Genomic DNA, 23,729 nt, shown 5'->3' with positions numbered 1-23,729 from the left:
GCCATGGACGTCAGGGACGACGCCCTCCAGGCCTCCACACCGAGCAACCCCGCCACAGGCACCGCCTCCCCTCACATCTACCGGCGGCTGCGGACCATCACCGTGATCGCCACGTTCGGCGGGCTCCTCTTCGGCTACGACACCGGCGTCATATCCGGTGCACTCCCCTTCATGTCCCTCTCCCCCGGCGAAGGCGGGCTGGGGCTCACCCCGCTGACCGAGGGGATCGTCGCCTCGTCGCTGGTGCTCGGTGCCGCCTTCGGGGCGCTTTTCGGTGGCCGGCTCTGCGACCGTTACGGGCGCAGGCGGACCATTCTCGGGCTCGCCGTCCTGTTCTTCGCCGGGGCGCTGGGCACCGCGCTCGCGCCGGGCCTCGAAGTGATGGTGCTGTTCCGGGTGCTGCTCGGGCTGGCCGTCGGCGGTGCGTCCGCCACGGTGCCGGTGTTCATCGCCGAGCTGGCGCCGGCCGACCGGCGCGGCCGGCTGGTGACCCAGAACGAACTGATGATCGTGACGGGCCAGTTGCTGGCCTACACCTCGAACGCGGTCATCGCCAGGACCGTGGGCGAGGGTGGCGTGTGGCGCTGGATGCTCGTCATCGCCACGGTCCCGGCCGTGCTGCTGTGGATCGGGATGCTGTTCGTGCCCGAGTCGCCGCGCTGGCTCGCCTCGCGTGGCCGTTTCGACGACGCACGCGGCACCCTGGGCCGGATCCGGGACGCCCGAGACGTCGACGCGGAGTTCGCCGAGATCAAGGAGCGTGTCACCGCCGACGCCGCGGAGCCGCGTGCGGGATGGCGTGACCTCGGCACACCGTGGGTGCGACGCATCGTGATCTTCGGGTTCGGACTGGCGTCCCTGACCCAGCTCACCGGCGTCAACTCGATCATGTACTTCGCGCCGACGATCCTGCTGGACACCGGCCTGGGCACACAGGCGGCCCTGACCGCCACCATCGCCAACGGTGTCGTGGCCGTGCTCGCGGTCTCGACCGGCATGTGGCTGCTGGGCCGGTACGGCCGGCGTCCCATGCTGCTGACCGGGCAGGTCGGCGTGACCGTGTCGCTGCTGCTGATCGCCTTCTGCTTCCTGGTCCTGCCCGAGTCGACCGCGCGCAGCTATCTCGTGCTCGCCTCGATGCTGACCTTCCTGCTGTTCATGCAGGGCTGTATAGCGACCGTGTTCTGGCTGATGCTCTCGGAGATCTTCCCGCTCCGGCTGCGCGGCTTCGCGATGGGCACGGCCGTCTTCGGCACCTGGATGGCCAACTTCGTGGTCACGCTGGTATTCCCGCCGCTGATCGACGCGGTCGGCGGCGTCACGTTCCTGCTCTTCGCCGCGATCAACGCCGTCACGTTCTTCTACTACCTGCGCACGGTCCCCGAGACCCGCGGCCGCTCGATGGAAGACATCGAGTCCCACTTCCGACGGCAGTTCGCCGCCTGACCACTCGTTCTTTTGAAAGGCACCGCCATGACCACCTCCGCCAAGCCCCTCTCCGTCGCGGTGATCGGAGCCGGTATGGCCGGCCGCAGCCACGCCGCCGGATACCGCAACGTCAGCACCGTCTTCGGGGCCGGTCTGCCGCCGGTCCGCCTCGCCGCGATCGCCGACGCCAACCTCGCGCTCGGCGAGGACGCCGCCCGTCGCTACGGGTTCGACAGGGCCCTCCCGAGCTGGGAGGCCGTCGTCGAGGACCCGACGATCGACGCGGTCAGCATCGTCGTCGGCAACGCTCTGCACCGACCCATCGCGGAGGCGCTGGTCGCGGCCGGCAAGCACGTGCTGTGCGAGAAGCCGCTGGCCGGTTCGCTGGAAGACGCCCGCGCGATGGCCGAGCTGGAGCGCACCACCGAGGTCGTGACGTCCGTCGGCTACACCTTCCGCCGCTCCCCCGCCATCGCCGCGATCCGCGAGCATGTGCGGGCCGGCGAGCTGGGCGATCCGACCCTGTTCAGCGGTCGTTACTGGTGCGACTACGCGACCGACCCGAACGGGCCGCTGAGCTGGCGCTTCAAGGGCGGCCCGGGTTCGGGCGCGCTCGGGGACGTCGGCTCGCACGTCATCGACGCCGCCGAGTACGTCGCGGGCCCCATCGCCTCCGTCTCCGGTGCCGCGCTGTCCACGCAGATCACCAAGCGGCCGCTGCCGCTGGGCGCGGTCGTCGGGCACAACGCCGCCCCGGTCTCGGACGAGTTCGGCGAGGTCGAGAACGAGGACACCGCGACCTTCACCGCCCGCTTCGAGTCCGGCCTCGTCGGCACCTTCTCGGTGACCCGCACCGGCTTCGGTCTGCCCAACGGGCTCGCCTTCGACGTCCTCGGCGTCGGCGGCCGGGCCGCGTTCGACCAGCACCGGCCCGCCGAGTACCTCTTCGACGACGCGCAGCCCGAGGCCCGTACGCGCGGCGCCCGGCAGGTCATCGCCGGTCCGCAGCTGCCGTACTTCGCGGGCGGTGTCCCGATGGAGGCGCCGGGTGTGGGTGCCAGCAACGGCGACAACTTCACCTACCAGGCACGGGCGTTCCTCGACCAGGTCGCGGGTGTCGCCGAGCCGCTGCCGGCCTGCGCCACGTTCGCCGACGCGCTGCGCACGATGGAGATCATCCGCGCCGTCGTCGAGTCCTCGCAGAACGGTGGCGCCGCCGTCACGGTGCCGCCCGCCGCCTGACCGTCCGTACAGCAGGAACCGCATCCATGGTCCTCAGGCGCGGCGCCACGAACGCGCGCGGCCACTGAGAGACCGGCTTTCGAGGCGGGCCCAGGATCCGGGTGACGGACCCGTCCTCGGCGCCCGCCTCCCCGCACCCGCCGCCACCCCCCGAGAAGGACAGAGGAAACACACGATGAAGCTGGGCCTCTACAACGCGATCCTGCACGACCGCCCGCTGCCGGAAGCGATCAAGGTCGTCGCCGACCTGGGCCTGACCGGTCTGGAGGTCAACACCGGTGGCTTCCTGCCCGCGGTGCACGTGCCGACGTTCGACGACATCCTGGTCAGCGACACCGCCCGGGACGACTTCCTCGGCCTCTTCGAGGGCACCGGCGTCTCCGTCGCCGGCCTCAACGCCAACGGCAACCCTCTGCACCCGAACCCGGTGATCGGCCAGAAGCACGCCGAGGACATCCGCCGCTCCATCCGCCTGGCCGGACGTCTGGGGCAGCACCGTCTCGTGACCATGTCCGGGCTGCCCGGCGGCGAGCCCGGCGCGACGCGTCCGAACTGGATCGTCAACGCCTGGAACTCCGGCGCCCTGGACGTGCTGGACCACCAGTGGAAGATCGCCGCGGAGTTCTGGCGCGAGACGGACCGGCTCGCCCGTGACCACGACGTCAAGGTCGCCCTGGAACTGCACCCGCAGAACCTCGTGTTCAACTCCGCCGACGTGCACAGGCTCATCGAGCTGACCGGCGCCACGCACGTAGGCGTCGAACTGGACGCCTCCCATCTGTTCTGGCAGCAGATGGACCCGGTCGCGGTCGTCCGCCACCTCGGCGAGCTGGTGTTCCACGCCGCCGCCAAGGACGTCCGCGTCAACCCCGGGTACGCCGCCCTCAACGGAGTGCTCGACAACAGCTTCCGACGCCTTTCGCCTGACGAGCCGCGTACCAACCTCGGCGGCGACGAGTGGGCCAACGAATGGCCCAAGGAGTCCGCGTGGGACTTCGTCGCCCTCGGCAAGGGCCATGACGTCGCCTACTGGACCGAGTTCCTGCGCGCCCTCCACGAGGTCGACCCGGACATGCTGGTCAACATCGAGCACGAGGACACAGAGCTCGGCCGTGTCGAGGGTGTCGCCGTGGCCGCAGGGGTACTGAAGGCGGCAGATGCGGCGCTTCAGGAGTCCCTGCAGCCGTAGTCACGCGATCCGGGGAGAATTCACCCCGCCGGACGCACCCTCGCCACCTCCACACGGCCGGCGCTCATGTCCCCGTCCAGCGGTGGTCAGGCCCAGGCCGTCACCGGCACGAACGAACTGTCCTGCCGGAACAGGTCCGTCCCGTTCGACCGTTCCACCCGCAGTTCGTAGTTGTAGTGCCGCAGGTAGTACCCGGGGTAGTTGTACGACTCGAAGCGGAGCGACCCGCTCGACGTGCCCGTGCGGGCGACGAACGTGGCGTCCTTGGCGAACGTCGAGGTGCCGTCGTTGGTGTCGAAGCGGGCCCGGAAGTCCCAGTGGCGCAGGTAGCGGCCGGAGGAGTCGCGGAAGGAGTAGCCGTTCGCGTCGGCGAGGCCGGGCACGACCGTGAACGTCGCGGCCTGCTTCTCGGCGGTCGTGCTGGAGCTGGTGACCACCGGCAGGTTGAGCAGGGAGGACTGCACCTGCCAGTGGCGGGTGGAGTAGTTGGCCGACTGGAAGGAACGGGTGACGTTCTTCGCCAGGGTCGGGCCGCCCGAGACGGTCTCCTTGATGACCGTGAAGTGGCGGGCCGTTCCCGAGACCGCGGGCAGGGCGGCCGGGGCGGACCAGGTGGCGAAGGTGTCGTAGCTGTCGCTGTAGTAGTACGTGCCGTCGCCGTAGCCGTCGAAGAAGAGCCGCCAGCCGCCGTTGTCCAGCTGCACCAGGGCAGGACCCTCGCGGTAGCTGCCCCAGCCCGCCCAGTTGCCGGTGCGGGAGATCGTGTAGGGGCCGGTGACGTTCGACGCGGTCGCGTACTCGATGTACTTCGTCGTCTCGTTCTTCGTGAAGGCGTGGTAGGTCGAGCCGATCTTCACGAGGAAGGTGTCGATGTGGTTCGCGCCGATACCGGACAGCGCCACCGGTGAACTCCAGGCCGTCAGCGCGGAGTTCGTGGCCTTGAGCAGGTACGGGGTGAAGATCCACTCGTCGTTGGTGGTCGAGCAGGACACGATGACGTTCACGCTGCCGTCGCTGTCGACGAACCACTCCGGCGCCCAGGCCCGGGAGAGATTGGCGATGGGGACCGTGTAGTCGTACAGGAACGTCCAGTTGACCCGGTCGGTGCTGCGGGCGAAGCCGATGGTGGTGCTGGTGTCCTGCCAGGTGTGGGTCGTGTAGGTGATGTAGTAGGAGCCGTTGGTGTGCTTGAAGATGCTCGCGTCGCGGATGCGGTTGCTGGGCGGCGTGTAGGCGGAGGCCTTGGCCAGACGGAAGTCGGTGGCGTCGTCCGACTGGTAGACGTTCACGGTCCCGTCGTTGCTGTTGAGGAACGGCACGATCGTGTAGCGGGTGGCCGAGCCGCTCGGCGGTGCGGCCGCCAGCGCCGTGCCGAGCAGGCCGGGGGCCTCGCCCAGGACCAGCGCCGAGGCGGGCAGGACGGCCATCGCGCGCAGCAGGGTGCGGCGGGACGGGGTGTGGGGTCTGGTCACGGGCGGCTCTCCCTCAACGTTCGTTCGACATGTCGAACGCAGTTCGGAAATTCGATCAGAAGGTAGAGGTGGGATCCGTGCGCGTCAATGGTTTGGACAGCGGGAGGCGGGACCTGGGAGAAACCTGTGGTGAACCTGGGAGCCGCACCGGGCGAAACCGTTCCGCAGCTGCCCCCTGGAGGTTACCGTTCGGTAGACAATGTCGTCCCGGAGGTGCCCCGCATGACACCCGACCGTGCCGCAGGCCTCGCCGAGTCCGCCCGAGCGCTGGCCGACGGGGAGGTGACGTCGCGGGCGCTGGTCGCGGAGGCGCTGGCGCGGATCGAGGCGACCCAGGACACGCTCAACGCCTTCCGGGTGGTCCGGGCCGAGGCCGCCCTCGCCGAGGCGAAGGCCGCCGACGTGGAGCTCGCCGCCGGGGTGCGCAAGCCGCTGCTGGGCGTCCCGGTCGCGGTGAAGGACGACATGGACGTGGCGGGCGAGCCGACCGCGTTCGGCTGTCGCGGTGAGTTTCCGCCGGTCGCCGCGGACGGCGAGGCGGTACGGCGGCTGCGCGCGGCCGGGGCGGTGATCGTCGGCAAGACCAACACCTGCGAGCTGGGGCAGTGGCCGTTCACCGAGGGGCCGGCGTTCGGCGCGACCCGCAATCCGTGGCAGCCGGACCATACGCCGGGCGGCTCGTCCGGCGGGTCGGCAGCCGCCGTGGCGGCCGGTCTGGTGCCCGCCGCGCTGGGCTCGGACGGCGCCGGTTCGGTGCGCATCCCGGCCTCGTGGACCCATCTGATCGGCATCAAGCCACAGCGCGGCCGCATCTCCACCTGGCCGCGCGGCGAGTCCTTCCAGGGCATCACCGTCAACGGCACCCTCGCCCGTACGGTGGCCGACGCGGCCCTGCTGCTGGACGCCGCCGCCGGCAACCACGACCTCGACCCGCACCGGCCCCCGTCGGTCGACGCCGCCGCGGCGGTCGGCCGCGACCCGGGCCGGCTGCGGATCGCGCTCTCCCTCAAGCCGCCGTTCACCGCCGTGCCCGCCCGTCTGCAGCCGGAGGTGCGGGCCCGGGTCGTCCGGCTCGCCGAAAGACTGGCCGCGTTGGGGCACTTCGTCGAGGAGGCCGATCCGCCCTACGGCCAGATCGGGCTGGCCTTCGTCCCGCGCGCCACGGTCGGCATCGCCGAGTGGGCGAACGACGCGCCCTTCCCCGCACTGCTGGACCCGCGCACCCGGGGGGCCGTGCGGCTGGGCAGGCTCCTCGGCGGGGCCCCGCTGCGGGCGGCCCGGCGCGCGGAGGCGGTGCTGCACCGTCGGATCGGCGCGTTCTACGAGTCGTACGACGTGATCCTCGCGCCCACAACGGCCGCTCCCCCGCCCCGAGTCGGCGCGCTGCTCGACCTCGGCGGTTTCGCGACCGACCGGGCGATGATCGCCGCCTGCCCCTACGCCTGGCCCTGGAACGTGCTGGGCTGGCCCGGCGTCAACGTCCCCGCCGGGTTCGTGGACGGCCTGCCCGTCGGCGCCCAGCTGCTCGGGCCGGCGAACAGCGAGCCGCTGCTGATCTCGCTGGCCGCGCAGCTGGAGGCGGAGCTGCGCTGGCACGAGCTGTGGCCGCCGCAGCAGGGCGAGCACGTGCCGGCCCCCGTCGTCTGAGACGCCGCCTGCCCTGCCCGGTCAGCCTCTACCCTGTGACGATGGACGATGCGTCGATGGTCGGGCTCATGGGGCGGGTCACCGGCACGGTGGGGCCCGGGCTGGTCGGCGAGGTGATCGTGCGGGTGCGCGGCGGCGCCGAGCATTTCCTCGCCTATCCGGCCACCGGCACCGGGCGCGTCGAACGCGGCACGGTGGTGATGGTGGTGGAGTACCAGCCCCCGCGCACCGTCTACGTCCAGCCCGCGTACGACAGTTGAGCCCGCTCGTTCGCAGGTGAGAGCCGTCCGCGTCAAGGTTGCGGCAAGGATCCGTCAACGCCTGTACGTCCGGGTCGCCGAGGCGCACACTCCCCTTCGTCCGGTGCCGAAAGGGCACCATGCAAAGGGGGCGAATGCCGATGGTTGTCGGCGTCGTTGCGGGGGTGGCGGTAGGGGCCGTCCTCGTTCTGATCGGTCTGTTCAAGATGATGTGGCGGGTCGCCGAACCCAACGAGGCCCTGGTCATCTCCGGCTCCAAGCACCGCACGGAGGGCCTGGAGGAGGGCATGGGCTTTCGCATCGTCACCGGGCGCGGCACGTTGGTGCTCCCCGGTGTGCAGGCGGTGCGCAGGCTGTCGCTCGACCTGAACGAGACCGAGCTGCACGTGGACTGCGTGACGCACCAGGGCATTCCGCTGAAGGTGCGGGGCGTCGTCATCTTCAAGGTGGGCGACGACTTCGTGTCGATCGCGAACGCGGCCCGTCGTTTCCTGGACCAGCAGAAGCTGATGTCGGAGCGGGTGCACAACGTCTTCGCCGGCCATCTGCGGTCCATCGTGGGCGGGTTGACGGTGGAGGACATGATCCGCGACCGGGAGAAGCTCACCGGGCAGACACGGGCGGCGTGCGGTACGGAGATGGAGAAGCTCGGGCTCATCGTCGACTCGCTCCAGATCCACGAGATCGAGGACCCCACCGGGTACATCCAGAACCTGGCCATGCCGCACGCGGCGGCCGTGCAGCGGGACGCGCGGATCGCGCAGGCGGAGGCGAACCGGCTGGCCACGGAGGCGGAGCAGCAGTCGTACGCGCGGATGGCGGAGGCGACCCGGGACAGCGAGATCCTCCAGGCCGGCTACCAGGCCGAGCGCGACAAGGCGGGCGCCAAGGCCCGGCAGGCCGGTCCGCTCGCCGACGCGGCCGCCCGGCAGGAAGTGGTCGTCCAGGAGACGCGGGTCGCCGAACTGGAGGCGCATCGGCGCGAGCAGCAGCTCCAGGCCGATGTCCGCAAGCCCGCGGACGCGACGGCCTACGAGAAGCGCACGCTGGCGGAGGCCGAACGCGACGCGCGGATCTCGGCGGCGCAGGCCAAGGCGAAGGAGACGGAACTGGCGGCCGCCGCCGAGGCGACCCGGGTCAAGACGGCCGCGGGAGCGGAGGCGGAGGCGACCAGGACGCGCGGCACGGCCACCGCGGCGGCGACCCGGGCCACCGGTGAGGCGGAGGCCGCGGCGGCTCAGGCCAAGGGTCTCGCCCAGGCCGAGGCGGCGAAGGCCAAGGGGCTGGCGGAGGCCGAGGCCATCAAGGCGCGGGCCGCCGCCCTCGCCGAGAACCAGGAGGCCGTGGTCGCCCAGCAACTCGCCGAGAACTGGCCCGAGATCGTCCGCGCCGGGGCGTCCGCCTTCGGCAGCGTCGACAACATGGTGCTGCTCAACGGTGCCGACGGGATGGCGGACATGTTCGCCAAGGCCCTCACCATGGGCGGCACGGGGCTGGGGCTGGCGCGTCAGCTGCTCGCCTCGATGAACCAGAACGGGCAGGTCACGAAGGAGGCTTCGCCGATCGACGGGCTCGCGCAGAAGGTGCCGGTGGACGAGAAGTGACCCTTCACGCGTAGCTCACGGGGGCAGCCCCTAAGGTGCCCCCGTGAGCACGTTTACCGACCAGAACGTCCCGGGCCGCCACGGCCCCACCGCCACCACCGAGGCCGACCCCCGCGCGGTCGGCAAGGTGCGCACCGAGTACTCGCCCGCGCACGACGGCGACCCCGACCCCGGGGAGGTCGTCTGGACCTGGGTTCCCTTCGAGGAGAACGACGGACGGGGCAAGGACCGCCCGGTGCTCGTGGTGGCCCGGGAGGCCGCCGACACCTTTTTGGCCGTGCAGCTGTCCAGCAAGCGGCACGACGCCGGGCGGGTGGGCGGGGGAAGAGGTGCCCGCGAGTGGGTCGCCATCGGCAGCGGGCCGTGGGACCGGTCGGGGCGCGACAGCTGGGTGGATGTGGACCGCATCCTCCGGCTGCACGAGCAGGGCATGCGCCGGGAGGCGTGCGCCCTGGACCGCGGGCGGTTCAACCTGGTCAGGCACCGGCTGCACGAGCGCTACGGCTGGACCTGACGCTCCGCGAACGCCCGGGCGAACGCGGCTCGCACCGGGCTGTCGGGCGTGCGGTCCAGGATGGCGAACACCACGTGCTCGAAGGCTCCGGCGAACCGTCCGCCGGGCCCGAGCAGCCCCCGGAACGCGCCCGCCACCTGCGCCGGGTCGTTCTGGAACACCCCGCAACCCCAGGCGCCCAGCACCAGCCGCCGGTACCCGTGCGCCGCGGCCGTCTCCAGTACGCGTTCGGCCCGTACGGCCAGGGCGTGCGACAGCTCGGCCGTGCGCTGCGGGGCCGTACGCCGTATGACGCCCGCGTTCGGCGCGGCGGCGGTCAGGAAACCGGCGAGGTACGGCTCGTCGAGCAGACGGCCCCGGTCGTCACGGAAGACGGGCACGCCGGGTGAGTGGATGACACGGTCCGTGTAGAGCGGGTCGCGGTGGGCGCGGTGGTGGTCGTAGAACGCGCGGGCTTCGAGCAGGCAGGTGTACAGCGCGGAGGCACGGCACAGGGCCTCCTCCTGGGCCTGTGCGCCGTTCAGGAAGCCGCCGCCGGGGTTACGGGCCGAGGCGAAGTTCAGTACGGCCGTGCCGGCGCCGAGGCGGCGGGCCGCCTCCAGACTGCTCTCGCCGGTGACCTCGAAGAACGTCTGGTCATCGGAGGTCCGCGGCACCAGAACCGGGTCCGGCCCGTACATCCGCGTGCCCTGCCGGGCGGTCCGCACGGCCGCCGCGATCGACACCTCGCGCCCGTCGGACGCGCGGTAGGCCCCCGCCGCGACGATCTGTTCCGTCTGCTGTGCGACACCGCGCAGACGCGCGCTCATGGCGCCACCCCCGTGCGCGCCATGAACGCGCTCCGCGCGATCTCCCCCGTCGTGCTCATGCACCGATCGTGGGTGATGCTGGTGATGCGGTGCAACGGAGTTTCCCGGCTGCTCCGCCGAGGACGAACGTCCGGGAAATCCCCTGCCAACTCCCGGAGAGCGGAGGTTACCGACCCGGAACGTGCCGGTACGCACCCTTGTGCGAAGCCACGCGAAGGTCTTGGGTGGGACGAGTGTGCCGGCCCGCCCACAAGATCCGGGCCGGGCGGCATCGTGGACTCTCAGGAGGATCCCGACATGTCAGATTCGGTGAGTGACTGTACGGAGCAGCCCCGCACCGTGGTCACCGAAGCCGAGGTGGAGGCCCTGGTCAGGGGCATCTGCTTCAAGACCGGCCCACCCCGCACCCTCGGGGTCGAAGTGGAATGGCTCGTCCATGAGCTGCGCGGGCCGCAGCTCCCCGTGACACCCGAACGACTCGAAGCGGCCTACGCCGCACTACGGACCGTGCCCCTGAGGTCGGCGCTCACCGTCGAGCCCGGCGGCCAGCTGGAGCTGAGCTCGCCGCCCGCCGCCTCGCTGATGGAGTGCATCGGTACCGTCTCCGCCGACCTCGACGCCGCCCGCGCGGTACTGCGCGAGCACGACCTCGGGCTGGTCGGCCTGGGCAATGACCCCTGGCACTCGCCCCGCCGGTTCCTGCGCCAGCCGCGCTACGACGCGATGGAGGCGTGCCTGGACCGGGCGGGCCCGGCCGGCCGCGCCATGATGTGCACCTCGGCCTCCGTGCAGGTGTGCCTGGACTCCGGATACGAGGAGCCCGGTCCGCTCGGACACGGACGGCGCTGGTGGCTGGCGCACCAGCTGGGCGCGGTGCTGGTCGCCGCCTTCGCGAACTCCCCGCTGGCCGGGCGCGAGCCCACGGGCTGGCTGTCCACCCGGCAGTTGCTGTGGATGGAGATCGGCGCGGGCCGCGCGGGCGCGCCCCCGCTGGACGGCGATCCGCGGCGCGCCTGGGCACGGCATGTCCTGGACGCGCCGGTGATGTGCGTACGGCGCGAGGGCGGACCGTGGGACGTCCCGGACGGGCTGACGTTTAGGGAGTGGACCCGGTCGGGAGCGCCGCGGCCGCCGACGCGGGAGGACCTCGACTACCACCTCACGACACTGTTTCCGCCGGTCAGACCGCGTGGCCATCTGGAGCTGCGCATGATCGACGCACAGCCCGGCGAGGACGGCTGGATCGTGCCGCTGGCCGTGACGACCGCGCTCTTCGACGACCCGGAGGCCGCGGAGACCGCGTATCGCGCGGTGAAGCCGCTGGCCGAGCGCGCCCTGTCGGTGCCCGCGCCGCACAATCCGCTGTGGATCGACGCGGCCCGCTCGGGTCTGAGCGACCCCGAGCTGCGCGAGGTGGCGGACACCTGCTTCGCGGCGGCGCTGGAGGCGCTGCCCCGGCTGGGCGCCACGACCGGGGTCACGGACGCCGTGGCCGCGTACCGGGACCGCTACGTGAGCCGGGGCCGCTGCCCCGCCGACGACCTGCTGGACGAGCTCTACGGCACGGACCGCACCCTGCACGGGAAGGACGACCGGACATGACCGACCCCGCCCACGACGCCGAAACGCTCCGCGAGCGGGCACTGACCACCCTCACCACCGCCCGTGCCCGGACGACCCTGCTGACCAGTTGCGTCGAGGACCCCGACCTCACCGCCCAGCACTCGCCGCTGATGTCCCCACTGGTGTGGGACCTCGCGCACATCGGCAACCAGGAGGAGCAGTGGCTGCTCCGGACGGTGGCCGGGCGGGAGGCGATACGGCCCGAGATCGACGGCATCTACGACGCCTTCGAGCACCCGCGCGCCGAACGCCCCTCGCTGCCGCTGCTGGCGCCGACCGAGGCCCGGCACTACGCGGCCGAGGTGCGCGGCCGGGTCCTGGACCTGCTGGGGAGCACCGCGTTCCACGGCACGCGGCTGACCGAGGCGGGCTTCGCCTTCGGGATGATCGCGCAGCACGAGCAGCAGCACGGCGAGACGATGCTGATCACCCATCAGCTCCGCAGGGGCCCCCAGGCCCTGCACGCCCCCGACCCGGAACCGGCCCCCCTGCTCACGGGTCCGTCCGAAGTGCTGGTCCCCGGCGGCCCGTTCACCATGGGCACCTCGACCGAGCCGTGGGCGCTGGACAACGAACGCCCGGCCCATGTGCGCGAGGTCCCGCCGTTCTACATCGACACGACCCCGGTGACGAACGCCGCGTACCAGGCGTTCATCGAGGACGGCGGCTACGACGACGACCGCTGGTGGACGGCGGAGGGCTGGGCGCACATCCGGCAGCACTCCATCCACGCCCCGCTGTTCTGGCGCCGGGACGGCAGGCAGTGGCTGCGGCGCCGCTTCGGCGTCACCGAGGCCGTACCGCCCGACGAGCCCGTGCTGCACGTGTGCTGGTACGAGGCCGACGCCTACGCCCGCTGGGCCGGGCGCCGGCTGCCCACCGAGGCCGAGTGGGAGAAGGCGGCCCGGCACGACCCCGCGGGTGACCGCTCGACGCGCTACCCGTGGGGCGACGCCGACCCCGCGCCGGAACACGCCAACCTCGGCCAGCGGCATCTGCGCCCAGCGCCGGCCGGCAGCTACCCGGAGGGTGAATCACCCCTCGGCGTACGGCAGTTGATCGGTGACGTGTGGGAGTGGACGGCGAGCGACTTCCTGCCGTACCCGGGGTTCCAGGCGTTCCCGTACAAGGAGTACTCGGAGGTGTTCTTCGGGCCCGAGCACAAGGTGCTGCGGGGCGGTTCGTTCGCCGTGGACGCGGTGGCCTGCCGGGGCACCTTCCGCAACTGGGACTACCCGATCCGGCGGCAGATCTTCTCCGGGTTCCGCACGGCCCGGTCGGCGGACGTCTGATGTGCCGTCACCTGGCCTACGTGGGCCCCGAGGAGGCGCTCGGCACGCTCCTCGTGGAGCCGCCGCACGGCCTGTACCGCCAGTCGTGGGCGCCCCGGCGACAGCGGCACGGGACGGTCAACGCCGATGGCTTCGGGGTCGGTTGGTACGCCGCCGGGGACCCGGTGCCGGCCCGGTACCGCCGGGCCGGGCCCATCTGGGCGGATCTGTCCTTCGCCGATCTGGCCCGGGTGGTGCGGTCCACCGCGCTGCTCGCCGCCGTACGGGACGCGACGCTGTCGGGTGCCGACGCGGAGGCCGCGGCGGCCCCGTTCGCCGCGGGCCCCTGGCTGTTCAGCCACAACGGCGCCGTGAAGGGCTGGCCGGGTTCGCTGGCACCGCTGGTGCCGACCCTGCCCGCGGTGGACCTGCTGTCGATGGAGGCCCGCAACGACTCGGCGCTCGTGTGGGCGCTGGTTCTAGCGCGGCTGCGCGGCAGCGACACCACGGCCATTCAGGACGAGGGCCAGGCCCTTGCCGACACCGTTCTGGAGGTCGCCGAGGCGGCTCCCGGCTCCCGGCTGAACCTGCTGCTCACCAACGGCGAGACGATCACCGCGACCGCCTGGGGCGACACCCTCTGGTATCTGACCCGCCCCGGCGGCGGCACCGTCGTGGCATCCGAGCCCTACGACGACGATCCGCACTGGCAGGAGGTCCCCGACCACACCCTCCTCGCGGCGAGCGGCACCGATGTGCTGCTCACCCCGCTGAAGGACCCCAACGACGCCCTGGCCCCCGCACAACCGAAGGAGCCCAGCACGTGAGTCCGTTCCTTCTCACCCGCACCCTGCCCGAGGACGCCACCGACGCCGCACTGCGCGCCGACGTCCTGAAGGGCCTGAACGGCACACCGAAGACGCTGCCGCCGAAGTGGTTCTACGACGCGCAGGGCAGCGAACTCTTCGAGAAGATCACCGAGTTGCCCGAGTACTACCCGACGCGCGCCGAGCGCGAGATCCTCGTCGACCGGGCCGGCGAGATCGCCGCGGCCACCGGCGCCCGCACCCTGGTCGAGCTGGGCTCCGGCTCCTCGGAGAAGACGCGGTACCTCATCGACGCGCTGACCGGGCTGCGCACGTACGTCCCCGTCGACGTCAGCGAGAGCGCGCTCACCCAGGCCGGTCAGGCGCTGATCGAGGAGCGGCCGGGGCTGGACGTGCATGCCCTGATCGCCGACTTCACCGGCGGGCTGGCCCTGCCGGACACGCCGGGTCCCCGGCTGGTGGCGTTCCTCGGCGGCACGATCGGCAATCTGCTGCCCGCCGAGCGCGCCGCGTTCCTCGCCGCCGTCCGGGCCCTGCTCTCCCCCGGTGACGCGCTGCTGCTCGGCACGGACCTGGTCAAGGACGAGAAGGTCCTGGTCGACGCGTACGACGACGCGGCCGGGGTGACCGCCGCGTTCAACAAGAACGTGCTGACCGTGATCGACCGGGAGCTGGGCGCCGACTTCGATCCCGGTGCCTTCGAACACGTCGCCCTGTGGGACCCGGACAACGAGTGGATCGAGATGCGGCTGCGCTCGCGCACCGCGCAGACGGTGAAGGTGCCCGCGCTGGAACTCGCCGTCGACTTCGCGGCGGGCGAGGAGATGCGCACCGAGGTGTCGGCGAAGTTCCGCCGGGACGGTGTCCGCGCGGAACTGGCGGGGGCCGGGCTGGAGCTGGCGCACTGGTGGACGGACGGTCAGGGCCGGTTCGCGCTGTCACTGAGCGTGGCGCGGTGACGGACGGCTCGCGCGTTGCCCCGCCTTGGGGCACCGTGGAGTGACGCGTGTGAGAGGAGCACCCACATGTCGAACCACACCTACCGGGTCACCGATATCGTCGGCACCTCGCCGGAGGGCGTGGACCAGGCCATCCGCAACGGGATCGAGCGTGCCTCGCAGACCCTGCACAACCTGGACTGGTTCGAGGTGACCGAGGTACGCGGCCAGCTCGAAGAGGGGCAGATCGCGCACTGGCAGGTGACCATGAAGGTCGGCTTCCGCCTGGACGACGCCGGGTAGCGCGCCCGGAGATCCGGGTAGTCACGCCGGTACGGTCTTACGGTCCTCAGGTCCGCCCCTCCCGCTCCTGCGCCTCCTTCAGCGCGGCGGAGGGGGCGGTCCAGCGCGCCCGTACGACGGTGAAGCCGGCCCGTTCGGCGTCCTCGCAGACCAGTTCGTCGTCGTCCACCAGGACCCGGATCTCACGGGTGCGGGCGAGGCGGCGCAGGATCTCGAGCTTGGTGCGCCGGGCGGGCCTGCGGTCGTCGTTGCGCCGCATGTACACGCGCCCGTCCGGCAGTGCCTGCGCGGCGAGCCAGTCCAGCGTGTCCCGCCGGCAGCGCTCGGGCCGCCCGGTCAGATAGAGGACCTCGCACTCCTCGGCGCTCTCCCGCGCCAGCGCGACGCCCTTCGCGAGGGGCGGGTCCTGGGGGACGGCCGCGAAGAAGCCGTCCCAGTCGCGCGGCTTGCCTTCCAGGAAGTGCTGCCGGTGAGCCGTGTCGGCGAGGGTGTTGTCCAGGTCGAACACGGCGAGCGGGCGTGTGCTGCTGTCGGTCACACGGCTCACCCTAGACGGACCCCGCGCCCCGGCAACCTCCGCACGCCGGGCGGCCACTGCTGTGCGACATGGCACGCAGGCGGAGGCGGGAGGCCCCGATGGGCGACACAGCGAGCGGCATGCGCGGTACGGCGATCCGGACGGCGGCGGTGGTGGTGAGTACGGCCCTGGCGGCCGTGCTGGGGGCGGCAGGCGAGGCGTCCGCCGCGACGACCCTGGTCGTGGCGACCGGCGGGAACGACTCGGCGCCGGGCACGCTGGCCCAGCCCCTGCGGACCATCCAGCGGGCCGTGGACCTGGCGCGGCCCGGTGACGTCATCGCCGTACGCGGCGGCACGTACGCCCTGACCGACAACATCACCATCACCACCTCGGGCACCGCCTCCCAGCCGATCGGCCTCGGCGCCTACCAGGGCGAGCGGGTGGTCGTCGACGGCGAGCGACTGCCCGCCAGTCACACGCCGGTGGGCGGCAGCATCCCCCGGGCCGAACGCGGGGCGATCCACATGGAGGCCTCCCACTGGCGGATCTTTGGCCTGGAACTCGTCAACGGCCCGTACGGCGTCTACTGCGACGGCTGCGACAGCAACGTCTTTTCCAGGATTTCCACACATGACAACTACGAGTCCGGTTTCCAGCTCCAAGGGTCCTCCAGCGACAACCAGATCCTGAACCTGGACAGTTACGGCAACCGTGACCCGCGCAAGAACGGTGAGAGCGCCGACGGACTGGCCATCAAGGAGGGCAGCGGAAGCGGCAACGTGGTGCGGGGCGCCCGATTGTGGAACAACGTGGACGACGGGTTCGACGCCTGGAAGTTCGCCTCGCCGATTCTGATCGAGAACACGATCGCGTACGGCAACGGCTTCAACCGCTGGAACTTCCCCGACTTCGCGGGCGACGGCAACGGCTTCAAGATGGGCGGCGGCACCCCGGCCCCGGCGGTGGGGCACACCCTGCGCAACTCGATCGCGTTCAAGAACGCGGCACATGGCGTCACGGACAACGGCAATCCCGGCGCGCAGACCCTCACCCGCAACACGAGCTGGGCCAACGCCGGCACCGGCTTCGACGCCGACGTCTCCGGCGGCACCGCCACCCTCACCGGCAACCTGTCGGTCGCCGACACCCGCGCGGCGGCGGTCGGCTCGGGGACGACCGCCAGCGGCAACTCGTGGAACCTGGGCGGGACCTGGAACGCCGCCTCGGTCCTCAGCACCGACCCGGGCGCCGTCACCGGCCCGCGTTCCGCCGACGGCTCACCGCCGGCGGCCCCGGCCTTCCTCGTGCCCCGCAACGGCGCTGCTGTCGGCGCCCGGTTCTGAACCGCCCGGCCGGGCTGTCCCTGTGCGTCACATTTGAGACAGTCCGGCCGAAAGAAATGGTCCGGACTATTTCCGGGAGGGGTCTTTTCGCAGGCCCCGCAAGGCGGGGGTCGTATCACGAGGGGCACGAATGCGCCACCGGGGTACCGCAATTCACTCCTGCGGTTGATTGTTCAAAGAGAGCGCTGACATACTCCGGCTTCCGGCTTTGGCCGTCACCGCATCCGTCCCCCCACCAGCCCGCACCCACCAGTGTGTTCGGCATGACGCAGCAAAGAAGGTGCGCCTGTGCCCGAGTTTTCACCATGGCACGACAATTCGCTCACATACAGTCCGCCGAATAACGAACCCGCGCCGTCCCGGCGCATATCCGAAGATCCCGAATTTCACTCCCTGCGCCGCACCCAACGCCGGTTCGGCGTCCGTGCGACGCTCCTCTCGGTAGGTGGATTCCTCCTGTACGTCCTGCTGTCGCACGCGTTCCCGGGCCTGATGAACCAGCGCCTGCTCGGGAACCTCACGCTCGGCCTCGCCCTGGGGCTCGGACAGTTCGCCGTGATGGGCGTGACCGCTTGGTGCTACGTCAGGCACATGCGCACCCGGGTCGACCCGATAGCCCGCGGCCTGGAGTCGCGACTGCACCAGCACGAAGCCAACTCGCTCCGCTCCGCCGCGCCGAACGGCCAGGCCGGGCATGCCTTCCGCCCCGGCGGCTCCAGGGGGTACCGCACGTGGTGACCATGTCCGAAGGCATCGTCGACAGGTTCAGCCTGAACCTGACGTTCGTGCTGTTCCTGTCGGTGGTCGTGGTCACCCTGTTCATGGCGCTGCTGACGGCCCCTCAGCGCGACGAGATCAGCGAGTTCTACCTCGGCAACCGCACCATGTCGCCGCTGCGCAACGGCCTCGCCATGTGCGGCGACTACCTGTCGGCCGCGACCCTGCTGGGCAGCACCGGGCTGGTCGCCCTGACCGGGTACGACGGGCTGCTCTACCTCGGTGGCACGGTCGTCGCCTGGATGATGGTGCTGCTCCTCATCGCCGAACCCCTGCGCCGCGCGGGCAAGTACACGCTGGGCGACACCCTGGCCCTGCGCCTGACCCGGCTGCAACGGCCGGCCCGGCTCGCCCTGGCCGTGTGCACCCTCGCCATCACCACCCTGTACCTGGTGGCCCAACTGGTCGGCAGCATGGCCCTGTTGACCCAGTTCACCGGCGAACCGAGCGCCGCGACCCGCACCCTGTGCGTGATCGTGATCGGCACCGTCGTCATCGTGTACGCCGCGATCGGCGGCGCGCCCGGCGCCACGGTGATCCAGATCATCAAGGCCGTGATGCTGGTGGCGGGCGTGACGGTCACCGCGGTCATGGTGCTGCACCACTACGACTGGAACCCGGGCGCCCTGCTGTCCGCGGCCGCGAACCACAGCGGCACCGGCACGCAGTTCCTCGAACCGGGGCTGCGCTACGGCGTCAGCACCACGAGCAAGATCGACTTCTTCAGCCTGGAACTGGCGATCGTCCTGGGCCTGGCCGCGCTCCCCCACGTCCTGATGCGCCTGCTCGCCCCGCGCAAGGTCGACGTGCTGCGCTCCTCCCTCGTCTGGGCGGTGGGCCTGGTCGGCCTGGTCTGCCTCGCGGCCGGCATCCTCGGCCTCGGCGCCACGGCCGTCGTCGGCCGCGAGACCATCGCGGAGACGGACCACAAGGGCGACTCCGCCGTCCTGCTCCTCGCCAACGCCCTCGGCGGCGGCATCCTCACGGCCCTGCTGTCCTGCCTCGCGTTCGTCACCCTGCTCGCCGTCGCGGCCGGTCTCACCCTCGCCGCCGCCACGTCCCTCGCCCACGACCTGTACGGCGAGGTGATCCGCAAGGGCCGCGCGAGCGAGACCGAGGAGTTGATGGTGGCCCGGCTGTCCGCCGCCGTCATCGGCGTTCTCGCCATGATGCTCGCCCTCGTCTCCTGGGGCGCCAACACCGCGACGCTGGCCTTCCTCGCCTTCGCCATCGCGGCGTCCGCGATCCTGCCGACGATCGTGTACACCCTCTTCTGGCGGCGCTTCACGGGCGAGGGGGCGCTGCTCAGCCTCTGGGGCGGCCTGACCTGCTCGGTTCTGCTGGTGCTGTTCTCCCCCGTGGTCTCCTCCACCGCCGGCTCCTTCTACCCGGACGCCGACTTCGCCTGGTTCCCGCTGCAGAACCCCGGCATCGTCTCCATCCCGGCGGGCTTCTTCCTCGGCTGGCTCGGCACGGTGCTCAGTGAGCGGCAGGGACCCCAGGAGGATGCCGCCTACGAGGAGTTCGAGGTGCGGATGCTGGTGGGCGCCAAGGAATAGGACATGCTTTCGCCATGTCTACTCGTACGTTCCTGATCGGCGCCGCCCGCGAGCGCCCGTGCACCCTCGTCGTCTGCCGGGGCTGCTGCTGCGGCGATCCCCGCAAGCACCCCGGCACCGACCACGCCTGGCAGCTGGAGCGCCTGCGCGCCGCCGGGTCCGAGCACGGCTTCCAGGTCCGTACGACCGACTGCCTGGGGCCCTGCGACCAGGCCAACGTGATCGTCGTCCAGCCGTCGGCCACCGGGCGCCGGGCCGGCGGCCGGGCCACGTGGGTCGGCTTCGCGATGGACGACGACTGCACGGAGGAGATCGTGCGCTGGGCGGCCGCGGGCGGGCCGGGCATCGCGGCGCCGCCCGCGACGCTGGAGCTCCAGTTCATCCGGCCGCCGCGGGACGCACGGGTCCGGTCCCGCCGCTGACGCCCGGCCAGGACTCCGAGCCAATTGTTAATGGGATCCATTTTCATGTAGCGTCCTCGGTGTTCACCCACCGAGGAGGTCCGTCATGGCTGTCCCCAAGCGGAAGATGTCCCGCAGCAACACCCGCCACCGCCGCGCCCAGTGGAAGGCGAGCACGCCGCAACTGGTACCCGTCACCATCGAGGGCGTCAGCCACCTCGTGCCGCAGCACCTGGTGAAGGCGTACGAGCGCGGGCTGCTGCGCCCCGAGGGCTGACCGGAGATGACGTACGACCGCCGTCTGCCCGTCACCGTCCTGTCCGGCTTCCTCGGGGCCGGCAAGACGACCCTGCTCAACCATGTCCTCGGCAACCGCCAGGGCCTGCGTGTGGCGGTGATCGTCAACGACATGAGCGAGGTCAACATCGACGCCGCGCTGGTGCGCGGCGGTCAGGCCGCCCTGTCGCGGACCGAGGAGCGCCTGGTCGAGATGACCAACGGCTGCATCTGCTGCACCCTGCGCGACGACCTCCTCCAGGAGGTCGACCGGCTCGCCCGCGAGGACCGCTTCGACCATCTCCTCATCGAGTCGTCCGGCATCTCCGAACCCATGCCCGTCGCGGCCACCTTCGCCTTCGCCCGCGACGACGGCGCCACCCTCGGCGATCTCGCCCTCCTGGACACCATGGTCACGGTCGTCGACGCGGCCAACTTCCTCTCGGAGCTGGACAGCGGCGACGAGCTCGTCGAGCGCGGCCTCGACCAGTACGAGGACGACGAGCGCACCGTCAGCGATCTCCTCGTCGACCAGGTCGAGTTCGCCGACGTCATCGTGCTCAACAAGCTCGACCTGGTGGACGCCGTGACGGCCGACCGGCTGCGTGCCGCACTGGGCCGGCTCAACCCCGCCGCGCGGATCGTCGACGCCGTGCGGGGGCGGGTGGCGCTCCAGGAGGTGCTCGGCACCCGGCTGTTCGACCTGGAGCGCGCCCAGCAGGCGCCGGGCTGGGTGCGCGAGCTCAACGGCGACCACGTTCCGGAGACCGAGGAGTACGGCATCTCCTCCACGGTGTTCCGCGCCGAAACGCCCTTCCACCCCGGGCGGCTGTGGACCTTCGTCACGGACGATCTCGACAGCGGCGCGTACGGGAAGGTGCTGCGCTCCAAGGGGTTCTTCACCCTCGCCAGCCGGCCTCGGGTGACGGGGTTGTGGTCGCAGGCCGGTTCCGTCGCCCGCTTCGAGCCCAGCGCCGCACGGGACGGCGACGCGCCCTACGCCCAGGAGCTGGTCTTCATCGGCACACACCTGCGCGCGGACGCGCTGCGGGCAGCCCTGGCGAAGTGCCTGCTGACCGACGACGAGGGCGTCCCGGCCACCGACCCGTTCCCGGCCTGGGACACCTTCGGCATCGACGACGCCTGCGACCACGAGCACGCCGCCTCGCTCCCGGCGGGGATCTGAAGCCGCGCTACGACATCGCCCCGTGAGGAATCCTGCGGGCTCCCCGGTGTTGAACCCTGTATGAGCTCCGTGATCGCTTCGACCCGCTTCTCCGTCCTGGACCGCTCCCGCACCCGCGAGGGCCACTCGAACGCGGAGGCGCTGCGCGACACCGTAGGGCTGGCACGCGAGATCGAGGCGCTCGGCTACCACCGCCTGTGGGTCTCGGAGCACCACGGCGTACCCGGCGTCGCCGGTTCCGCCCCCACCGTGCTGGCCGCCGCCGTCGCCTCCGCGACCCGCACGATCCGGGTCGGCACCGGCGGCGTGATGCTGCCCAACCACCAGCCGCTGGTCGTGGCCGAGCAGTTCGGTGTGCTGGAGTCCCTCTTCCCCGGCCGCATCGACATGGGGATCGGACGGTCCGTCGGCTTCACGGACGGCGTGCGCAGGGCGCTCGGGCGGGACAAGGGGGACGCGCGGGACTTCGCGGCGCAGATCCAGGAGCTGCTCGGCTGGTTCGCCGGCACCTCGCCCACGGGCGTGCGCGCGCGGCCCGCCGAGGGCCTGACCGTGCCGCCGTTCGTGCTGGCCATGGGCGAGGGAGCGGACATCGCGGCGCGCGCGGGACTGCCGATGGTCATCGGTGACCTGAGGAACAGGGAGAAGATGCGGCGCGGCATCGACCACTATCGCGACAGCTTCCGTCCCTCGCCCTGGGCGAACGAGCCGTACGTCGTGATCTCCGGCACGGTCGCGGTGGCCGCGACCCCCGAGAAGGCCCGGCGGCTGCTCGTGCCCGAGGCCTGGTCGATGGCCTACTCGCGCACGCACGGCACGTTTCCGCCGCTGCCTCCGGCCGAGCGCGTCGAGGCGATCGCGATGACCGGCAAGGAGCGCGGCTTCTACGAGGGCGGCCTCGCCGGACACATCGCGGGCACTCAGGAGCAGGTCGCGCACGAGCTGGAGACGGTACTGAAGGAGACCGGGGCGCAGGAGGTGCTGGTCACGACCAGTACGTACGACCGTGCGGCCCTGGCGGACTCCTACCGGCGGCTCGCCCGGATCGTCAACGTCTGATCCGGGCGAGTCGCGGGACGACGGGTCAGTCCGTGTCGCGCGGGTCGAACGACTCGGTGTCGATCGTCAGCGGCTTCGGGAAGGCGGTCGCCACCGACTCCCAGCCGGTGAACTTGAAGTTGGTGCCCTCCCGCTCCCCGTCCGCCGGCCTGGCCTCACCGTCGTGGGTGACCAGCAGACCCTTCGGGAACGACCGGCCCAGCGGGACGTTGACCACGGCGGCCCCGTCGGAGTGCTGCACCGAGTCGGTGGCGGCGCTGTCGGTGACGGCGAAGGAGCCGAGGTAGGCGCCCTCGCCCCGGCGCTCGTACACGGCGAAGGTGTTGTCGCCCTGGCTGGAGGCGAGCAGGTATCCCCTGCCGTCGGCGGCGTGGTAGATCGCGGCGCCCTCGGCATCGGCGCTCAGGTGCTCCCCGCCGAAGCCGGGGTCGTGGGCGGTGTCGATGACGCATTCCTCTTCCTCGGCGTCATACGTCCACGGCGTGCCGTACTCGCGCACCCGGTCGATCAGCTTCGGCCGCTCGAACTCCTCGTCGTCGAGGTCGATCCGCCACAGCCCGACGTCCTCCTGGGCGGCGTACAGGACGTGTTCCTCCTGGTCGACGACCATGCCCTCGACCTGCGCGTGATCGCCGGGGTCGGCGCACGGCGTCCAGCTCTGCCCGTTCGGCAGCGTGAAGGAGCCGGGCAGGTCGAGGGTGTCCTCGGTCCGGTAGCCGACGCGCCCATTCCGGTCCTGAAGCCTCAGGAGCCGTACCCGGGTCTCCGAGCGGCGCGAGACCACCGCGTACGCGTGGTCGTCGTCGCTGAAGGCGGCCAGCCCGTAGGCGGTGCGCTGGTCGTCCACCTCGGCCTCGCTCGCGGCGAAGACCGGCGCGGCGTCGGCCGCCGTCACGTCCTTCAGCGGGGGCCTGCCCGCCGCCACGGCGGCCGGGTCGATGGCGTAGGCCCGGACCCGGTCCCGGCCGCGGTCGCTGACCAGGGCCAGATCGGTCTTCCGGCCGCCCAGTGCGAAGCCGTAGACGACGTCCACGTTGTTGAAGCGGCCGGGCGCGGCGTCCTCGCCCGGCGCCGCGGGGGCGGCGATGTGCTGGAGCCGGGTGCCGTCGAGGCCGTAGACGTCGAGGCCGGCCTCCTTGAGGGTGCCGATGACGAGGCTGCGGCCCGGGTGGTGGGGGTCCACCCAGACGGCCGGGTCGTCGGCGTCGGCGTTGCCGCCCGCCTCGTCGTCGTGGACGGCGGGGGTCTCCACGCGGGCGGAGACGGAGACCGGCTGCGGGGCGGACGCGCCCGTGACCATCAGCAGCGCGGCGGTGAGAGTGCTCAGAGCTGAGGCGCTCACGATACTCCTCGGTAGGAAGAGAGACTGGCGAGACGCTATGGGCGGCCGGTGTGGGTGAGCCGACAGCCTCGTGAACAACGGGTGGCTCGTACGGTCCCGGGGTCCCCTTCGCTTAGAATCGCGGGGTTTGCCCACACCC

Annotated in this window: 23 protein-coding genes; 19 read left to right on the top strand and 4 right to left on the bottom strand. The window is 71.6% G+C overall.

All coding sequences use genetic code 11. The features are described 5' to 3' along the window. The first annotated feature begins 3 nt into the window (after positions 1–3). The 3 genes from ACFU95_RS41560 (at position 4) to ACFU95_RS41550 (ending at position 3,859) form a co-directional block, all read left to right on the top strand. The gene (locus tag ACFU95_RS41560) at positions 4–1,446 is read left to right on the top strand and encodes a sugar porter family MFS transporter (RefSeq protein ID WP_383839842.1); all 1,443 of its coding nucleotides are present in this window, start codon (positions 4–6) and stop codon (positions 1,444–1,446) included. Positions 1,447–1,473: 27 nt separating this feature from the next. After that, positions 1,474–2,670 (top strand): Gfo/Idh/MocA family protein, encoded by a 1,197-nt coding sequence (locus tag ACFU95_RS41555; protein WP_383839839.1) that lies wholly within the window; start codon positions 1,474–1,476, stop codon positions 2,668–2,670. A 175-nt stretch (positions 2,671–2,845) separates the two neighbouring features. Further along, positions 2,846–3,859 (top strand): sugar phosphate isomerase/epimerase family protein, encoded by a 1,014-nt coding sequence (locus ACFU95_RS41550; RefSeq protein WP_383839836.1) that lies wholly within the window; start codon positions 2,846–2,848, stop codon positions 3,857–3,859. Positions 3,860–3,945: 86 nt separating this feature from the next. Here ACFU95_RS41550 and ACFU95_RS41545 read toward each other — a convergent pair whose 3' ends face one another. Then, the gene (locus tag ACFU95_RS41545; RefSeq protein ID WP_383839864.1) at positions 3,946–5,286 is read right to left on the bottom strand and encodes a glycoside hydrolase family 43 protein; all 1,341 of its coding nucleotides are present in this window, start codon (positions 5,284–5,286) and stop codon (positions 3,946–3,948) included. Positions 5,287–5,553: 267 nt separating this feature from the next. On the opposite strand from ACFU95_RS41545, the gene ACFU95_RS41540 reads away from it, so the two are divergent. From ACFU95_RS41540 to ACFU95_RS41525, 4 genes are all read left to right on the top strand, one after another. Next, entirely contained in the window at positions 5,554–6,978 is a 1,425-nt protein-coding gene (locus ACFU95_RS41540; RefSeq protein ID WP_383839833.1) for an amidase, read from the top strand. Between the two features lie 41 nt (positions 6,979–7,019). Then, complete coding sequence (locus ACFU95_RS41535) at positions 7,020–7,238, top strand: hypothetical protein (RefSeq protein WP_383839830.1); 219 nt, start codon at positions 7,020–7,022, stop codon at positions 7,236–7,238. 134 nt (positions 7,239–7,372) lie between these two features. Further along, complete coding sequence (locus ACFU95_RS41530) at positions 7,373–8,842, top strand: SPFH domain-containing protein (protein ID WP_383839828.1); 1,470 nt, start codon at positions 7,373–7,375, stop codon at positions 8,840–8,842. A gap of 43 nt (positions 8,843–8,885) precedes the next feature. Next, on the top strand, positions 8,886–9,356 hold the full coding sequence (locus ACFU95_RS41525) for a type II toxin-antitoxin system PemK/MazF family toxin (RefSeq protein WP_383839825.1): 471 nt from the start codon (positions 8,886–8,888) through the stop codon (positions 9,354–9,356). On the opposite strand, the gene ACFU95_RS41520 is transcribed toward ACFU95_RS41525, so the two are convergent. Further along, on the bottom strand, positions 9,341–10,165 hold the full coding sequence (locus ACFU95_RS41520) for a TIGR02452 family protein (RefSeq protein WP_383839822.1): 825 nt from the start codon (positions 10,163–10,165) through the stop codon (positions 9,341–9,343). The genes ACFU95_RS41525 and ACFU95_RS41520 overlap by 16 nt on opposite strands. A gap of 297 nt (positions 10,166–10,462) precedes the next feature. On the opposite strand from ACFU95_RS41520, the gene egtA reads away from it, so the two are divergent. The 5 genes from egtA to ACFU95_RS41495 all read left to right on the top strand — a co-directional run bounded on the left by egtA (position 10,463) and on the right by ACFU95_RS41495 (position 15,127). Further along, positions 10,463–11,767 carry an ergothioneine biosynthesis glutamate--cysteine ligase EgtA gene (gene egtA, locus ACFU95_RS41515; RefSeq protein WP_383839819.1) on the top strand — a complete coding sequence of 435 codons (1,305 nt, stop codon included), beginning with the start codon at positions 10,463–10,465 and terminating at the stop codon, positions 11,765–11,767. Further along, entirely contained in the window at positions 11,764–13,080 is a 1,317-nt protein-coding gene (gene egtB, locus ACFU95_RS41510; RefSeq protein WP_383839816.1) for an ergothioneine biosynthesis protein EgtB, read from the top strand. Before egtA ends, egtB begins: the two co-directional genes overlap by 4 nt. Then, complete coding sequence (gene egtC / locus ACFU95_RS41505) at positions 13,080–13,886, top strand: ergothioneine biosynthesis protein EgtC (protein ID WP_383839813.1); 807 nt, start codon at positions 13,080–13,082, stop codon at positions 13,884–13,886. Before egtB ends, egtC begins: the two co-directional genes overlap by 1 nt. Continuing rightward, complete coding sequence (gene egtD / locus ACFU95_RS41500) at positions 13,883–14,845, top strand: L-histidine N(alpha)-methyltransferase (protein WP_383839810.1); 963 nt, start codon at positions 13,883–13,885, stop codon at positions 14,843–14,845. Before egtC ends, egtD begins: the two co-directional genes overlap by 4 nt. Positions 14,846–14,911: 66 nt before the next feature. Beyond that, the gene (locus ACFU95_RS41495) at positions 14,912–15,127 is read left to right on the top strand and encodes a dodecin (RefSeq protein ID WP_383839808.1); all 216 of its coding nucleotides are present in this window, start codon (positions 14,912–14,914) and stop codon (positions 15,125–15,127) included. A 46-nt stretch (positions 15,128–15,173) separates the two neighbouring features. Here the strand turns inward: ACFU95_RS41495 and ACFU95_RS41490 are convergent, their stop codons facing one another. Beyond that, entirely contained in the window at positions 15,174–15,665 is a 492-nt protein-coding gene (locus tag ACFU95_RS41490; RefSeq protein ID WP_383839805.1) for a hypothetical protein, read from the bottom strand. Between the two features lie 98 nt (positions 15,666–15,763). Between ACFU95_RS41490 and ACFU95_RS41485 the strand changes: the two genes are divergently transcribed. From ACFU95_RS41485 to ACFU95_RS41455, 7 genes are all read left to right on the top strand, one after another. Then, a complete protein-coding gene (locus ACFU95_RS41485) occupies positions 15,764–16,990 on the top strand; it encodes a right-handed parallel beta-helix repeat-containing protein (RefSeq protein ID WP_383839802.1) in 1,227 nt (408 codons plus the stop codon). 288 nt (positions 16,991–17,278) lie between these two features. Beyond that, positions 17,279–17,728 (top strand): DUF485 domain-containing protein, encoded by a 450-nt coding sequence (locus tag ACFU95_RS41480; RefSeq protein ID WP_383839799.1) that lies wholly within the window; start codon positions 17,279–17,281, stop codon positions 17,726–17,728. 2 nt (positions 17,729–17,730) lie between these two features. Next, positions 17,731–19,326 (top strand): cation acetate symporter, encoded by a 1,596-nt coding sequence (locus ACFU95_RS41475; RefSeq protein ID WP_383839862.1) that lies wholly within the window; start codon positions 17,731–17,733, stop codon positions 19,324–19,326. Between the two features lie 14 nt (positions 19,327–19,340). Continuing rightward, complete coding sequence (locus tag ACFU95_RS41470; RefSeq protein ID WP_383839796.1) at positions 19,341–19,748, top strand: (2Fe-2S) ferredoxin domain-containing protein; 408 nt, start codon at positions 19,341–19,343, stop codon at positions 19,746–19,748. Positions 19,749–19,833: 85 nt separating this feature from the next. Continuing rightward, a complete protein-coding gene (gene rpmF / locus ACFU95_RS41465; RefSeq protein WP_030052879.1) occupies positions 19,834–20,004 on the top strand; it encodes a 50S ribosomal protein L32 in 171 nt (56 codons plus the stop codon). Between the two features lie 6 nt (positions 20,005–20,010). Beyond that, positions 20,011–21,189 (top strand): GTP-binding protein, encoded by a 1,179-nt coding sequence (locus ACFU95_RS41460; protein WP_383839793.1) that lies wholly within the window; start codon positions 20,011–20,013, stop codon positions 21,187–21,189. Positions 21,190–21,249: 60 nt separating this feature from the next. Further along, positions 21,250–22,248: an LLM class flavin-dependent oxidoreductase gene (locus ACFU95_RS41455; RefSeq protein WP_383839790.1), complete on the top strand. Its 999-nt coding sequence runs from the start codon at positions 21,250–21,252 to the stop codon at positions 22,246–22,248. Between the two features lie 25 nt (positions 22,249–22,273). Here the strand turns inward: ACFU95_RS41455 and ACFU95_RS41450 are convergent, their stop codons facing one another. Beyond that, the gene (locus ACFU95_RS41450; protein ID WP_383839787.1) at positions 22,274–23,590 is read right to left on the bottom strand and encodes a phytase; all 1,317 of its coding nucleotides are present in this window, start codon (positions 23,588–23,590) and stop codon (positions 22,274–22,276) included. Positions 23,591–23,729 lie beyond the last annotated feature (139 nt).

The organism is Streptomyces sp. NPDC057623 (assembly GCF_042800355.1).
Lineage (GTDB): Bacteria > Actinomycetota > Actinomycetes > Streptomycetales > Streptomycetaceae > Streptomyces.
This window is presented reverse-complemented; position numbering and strand designations above follow the sequence as displayed.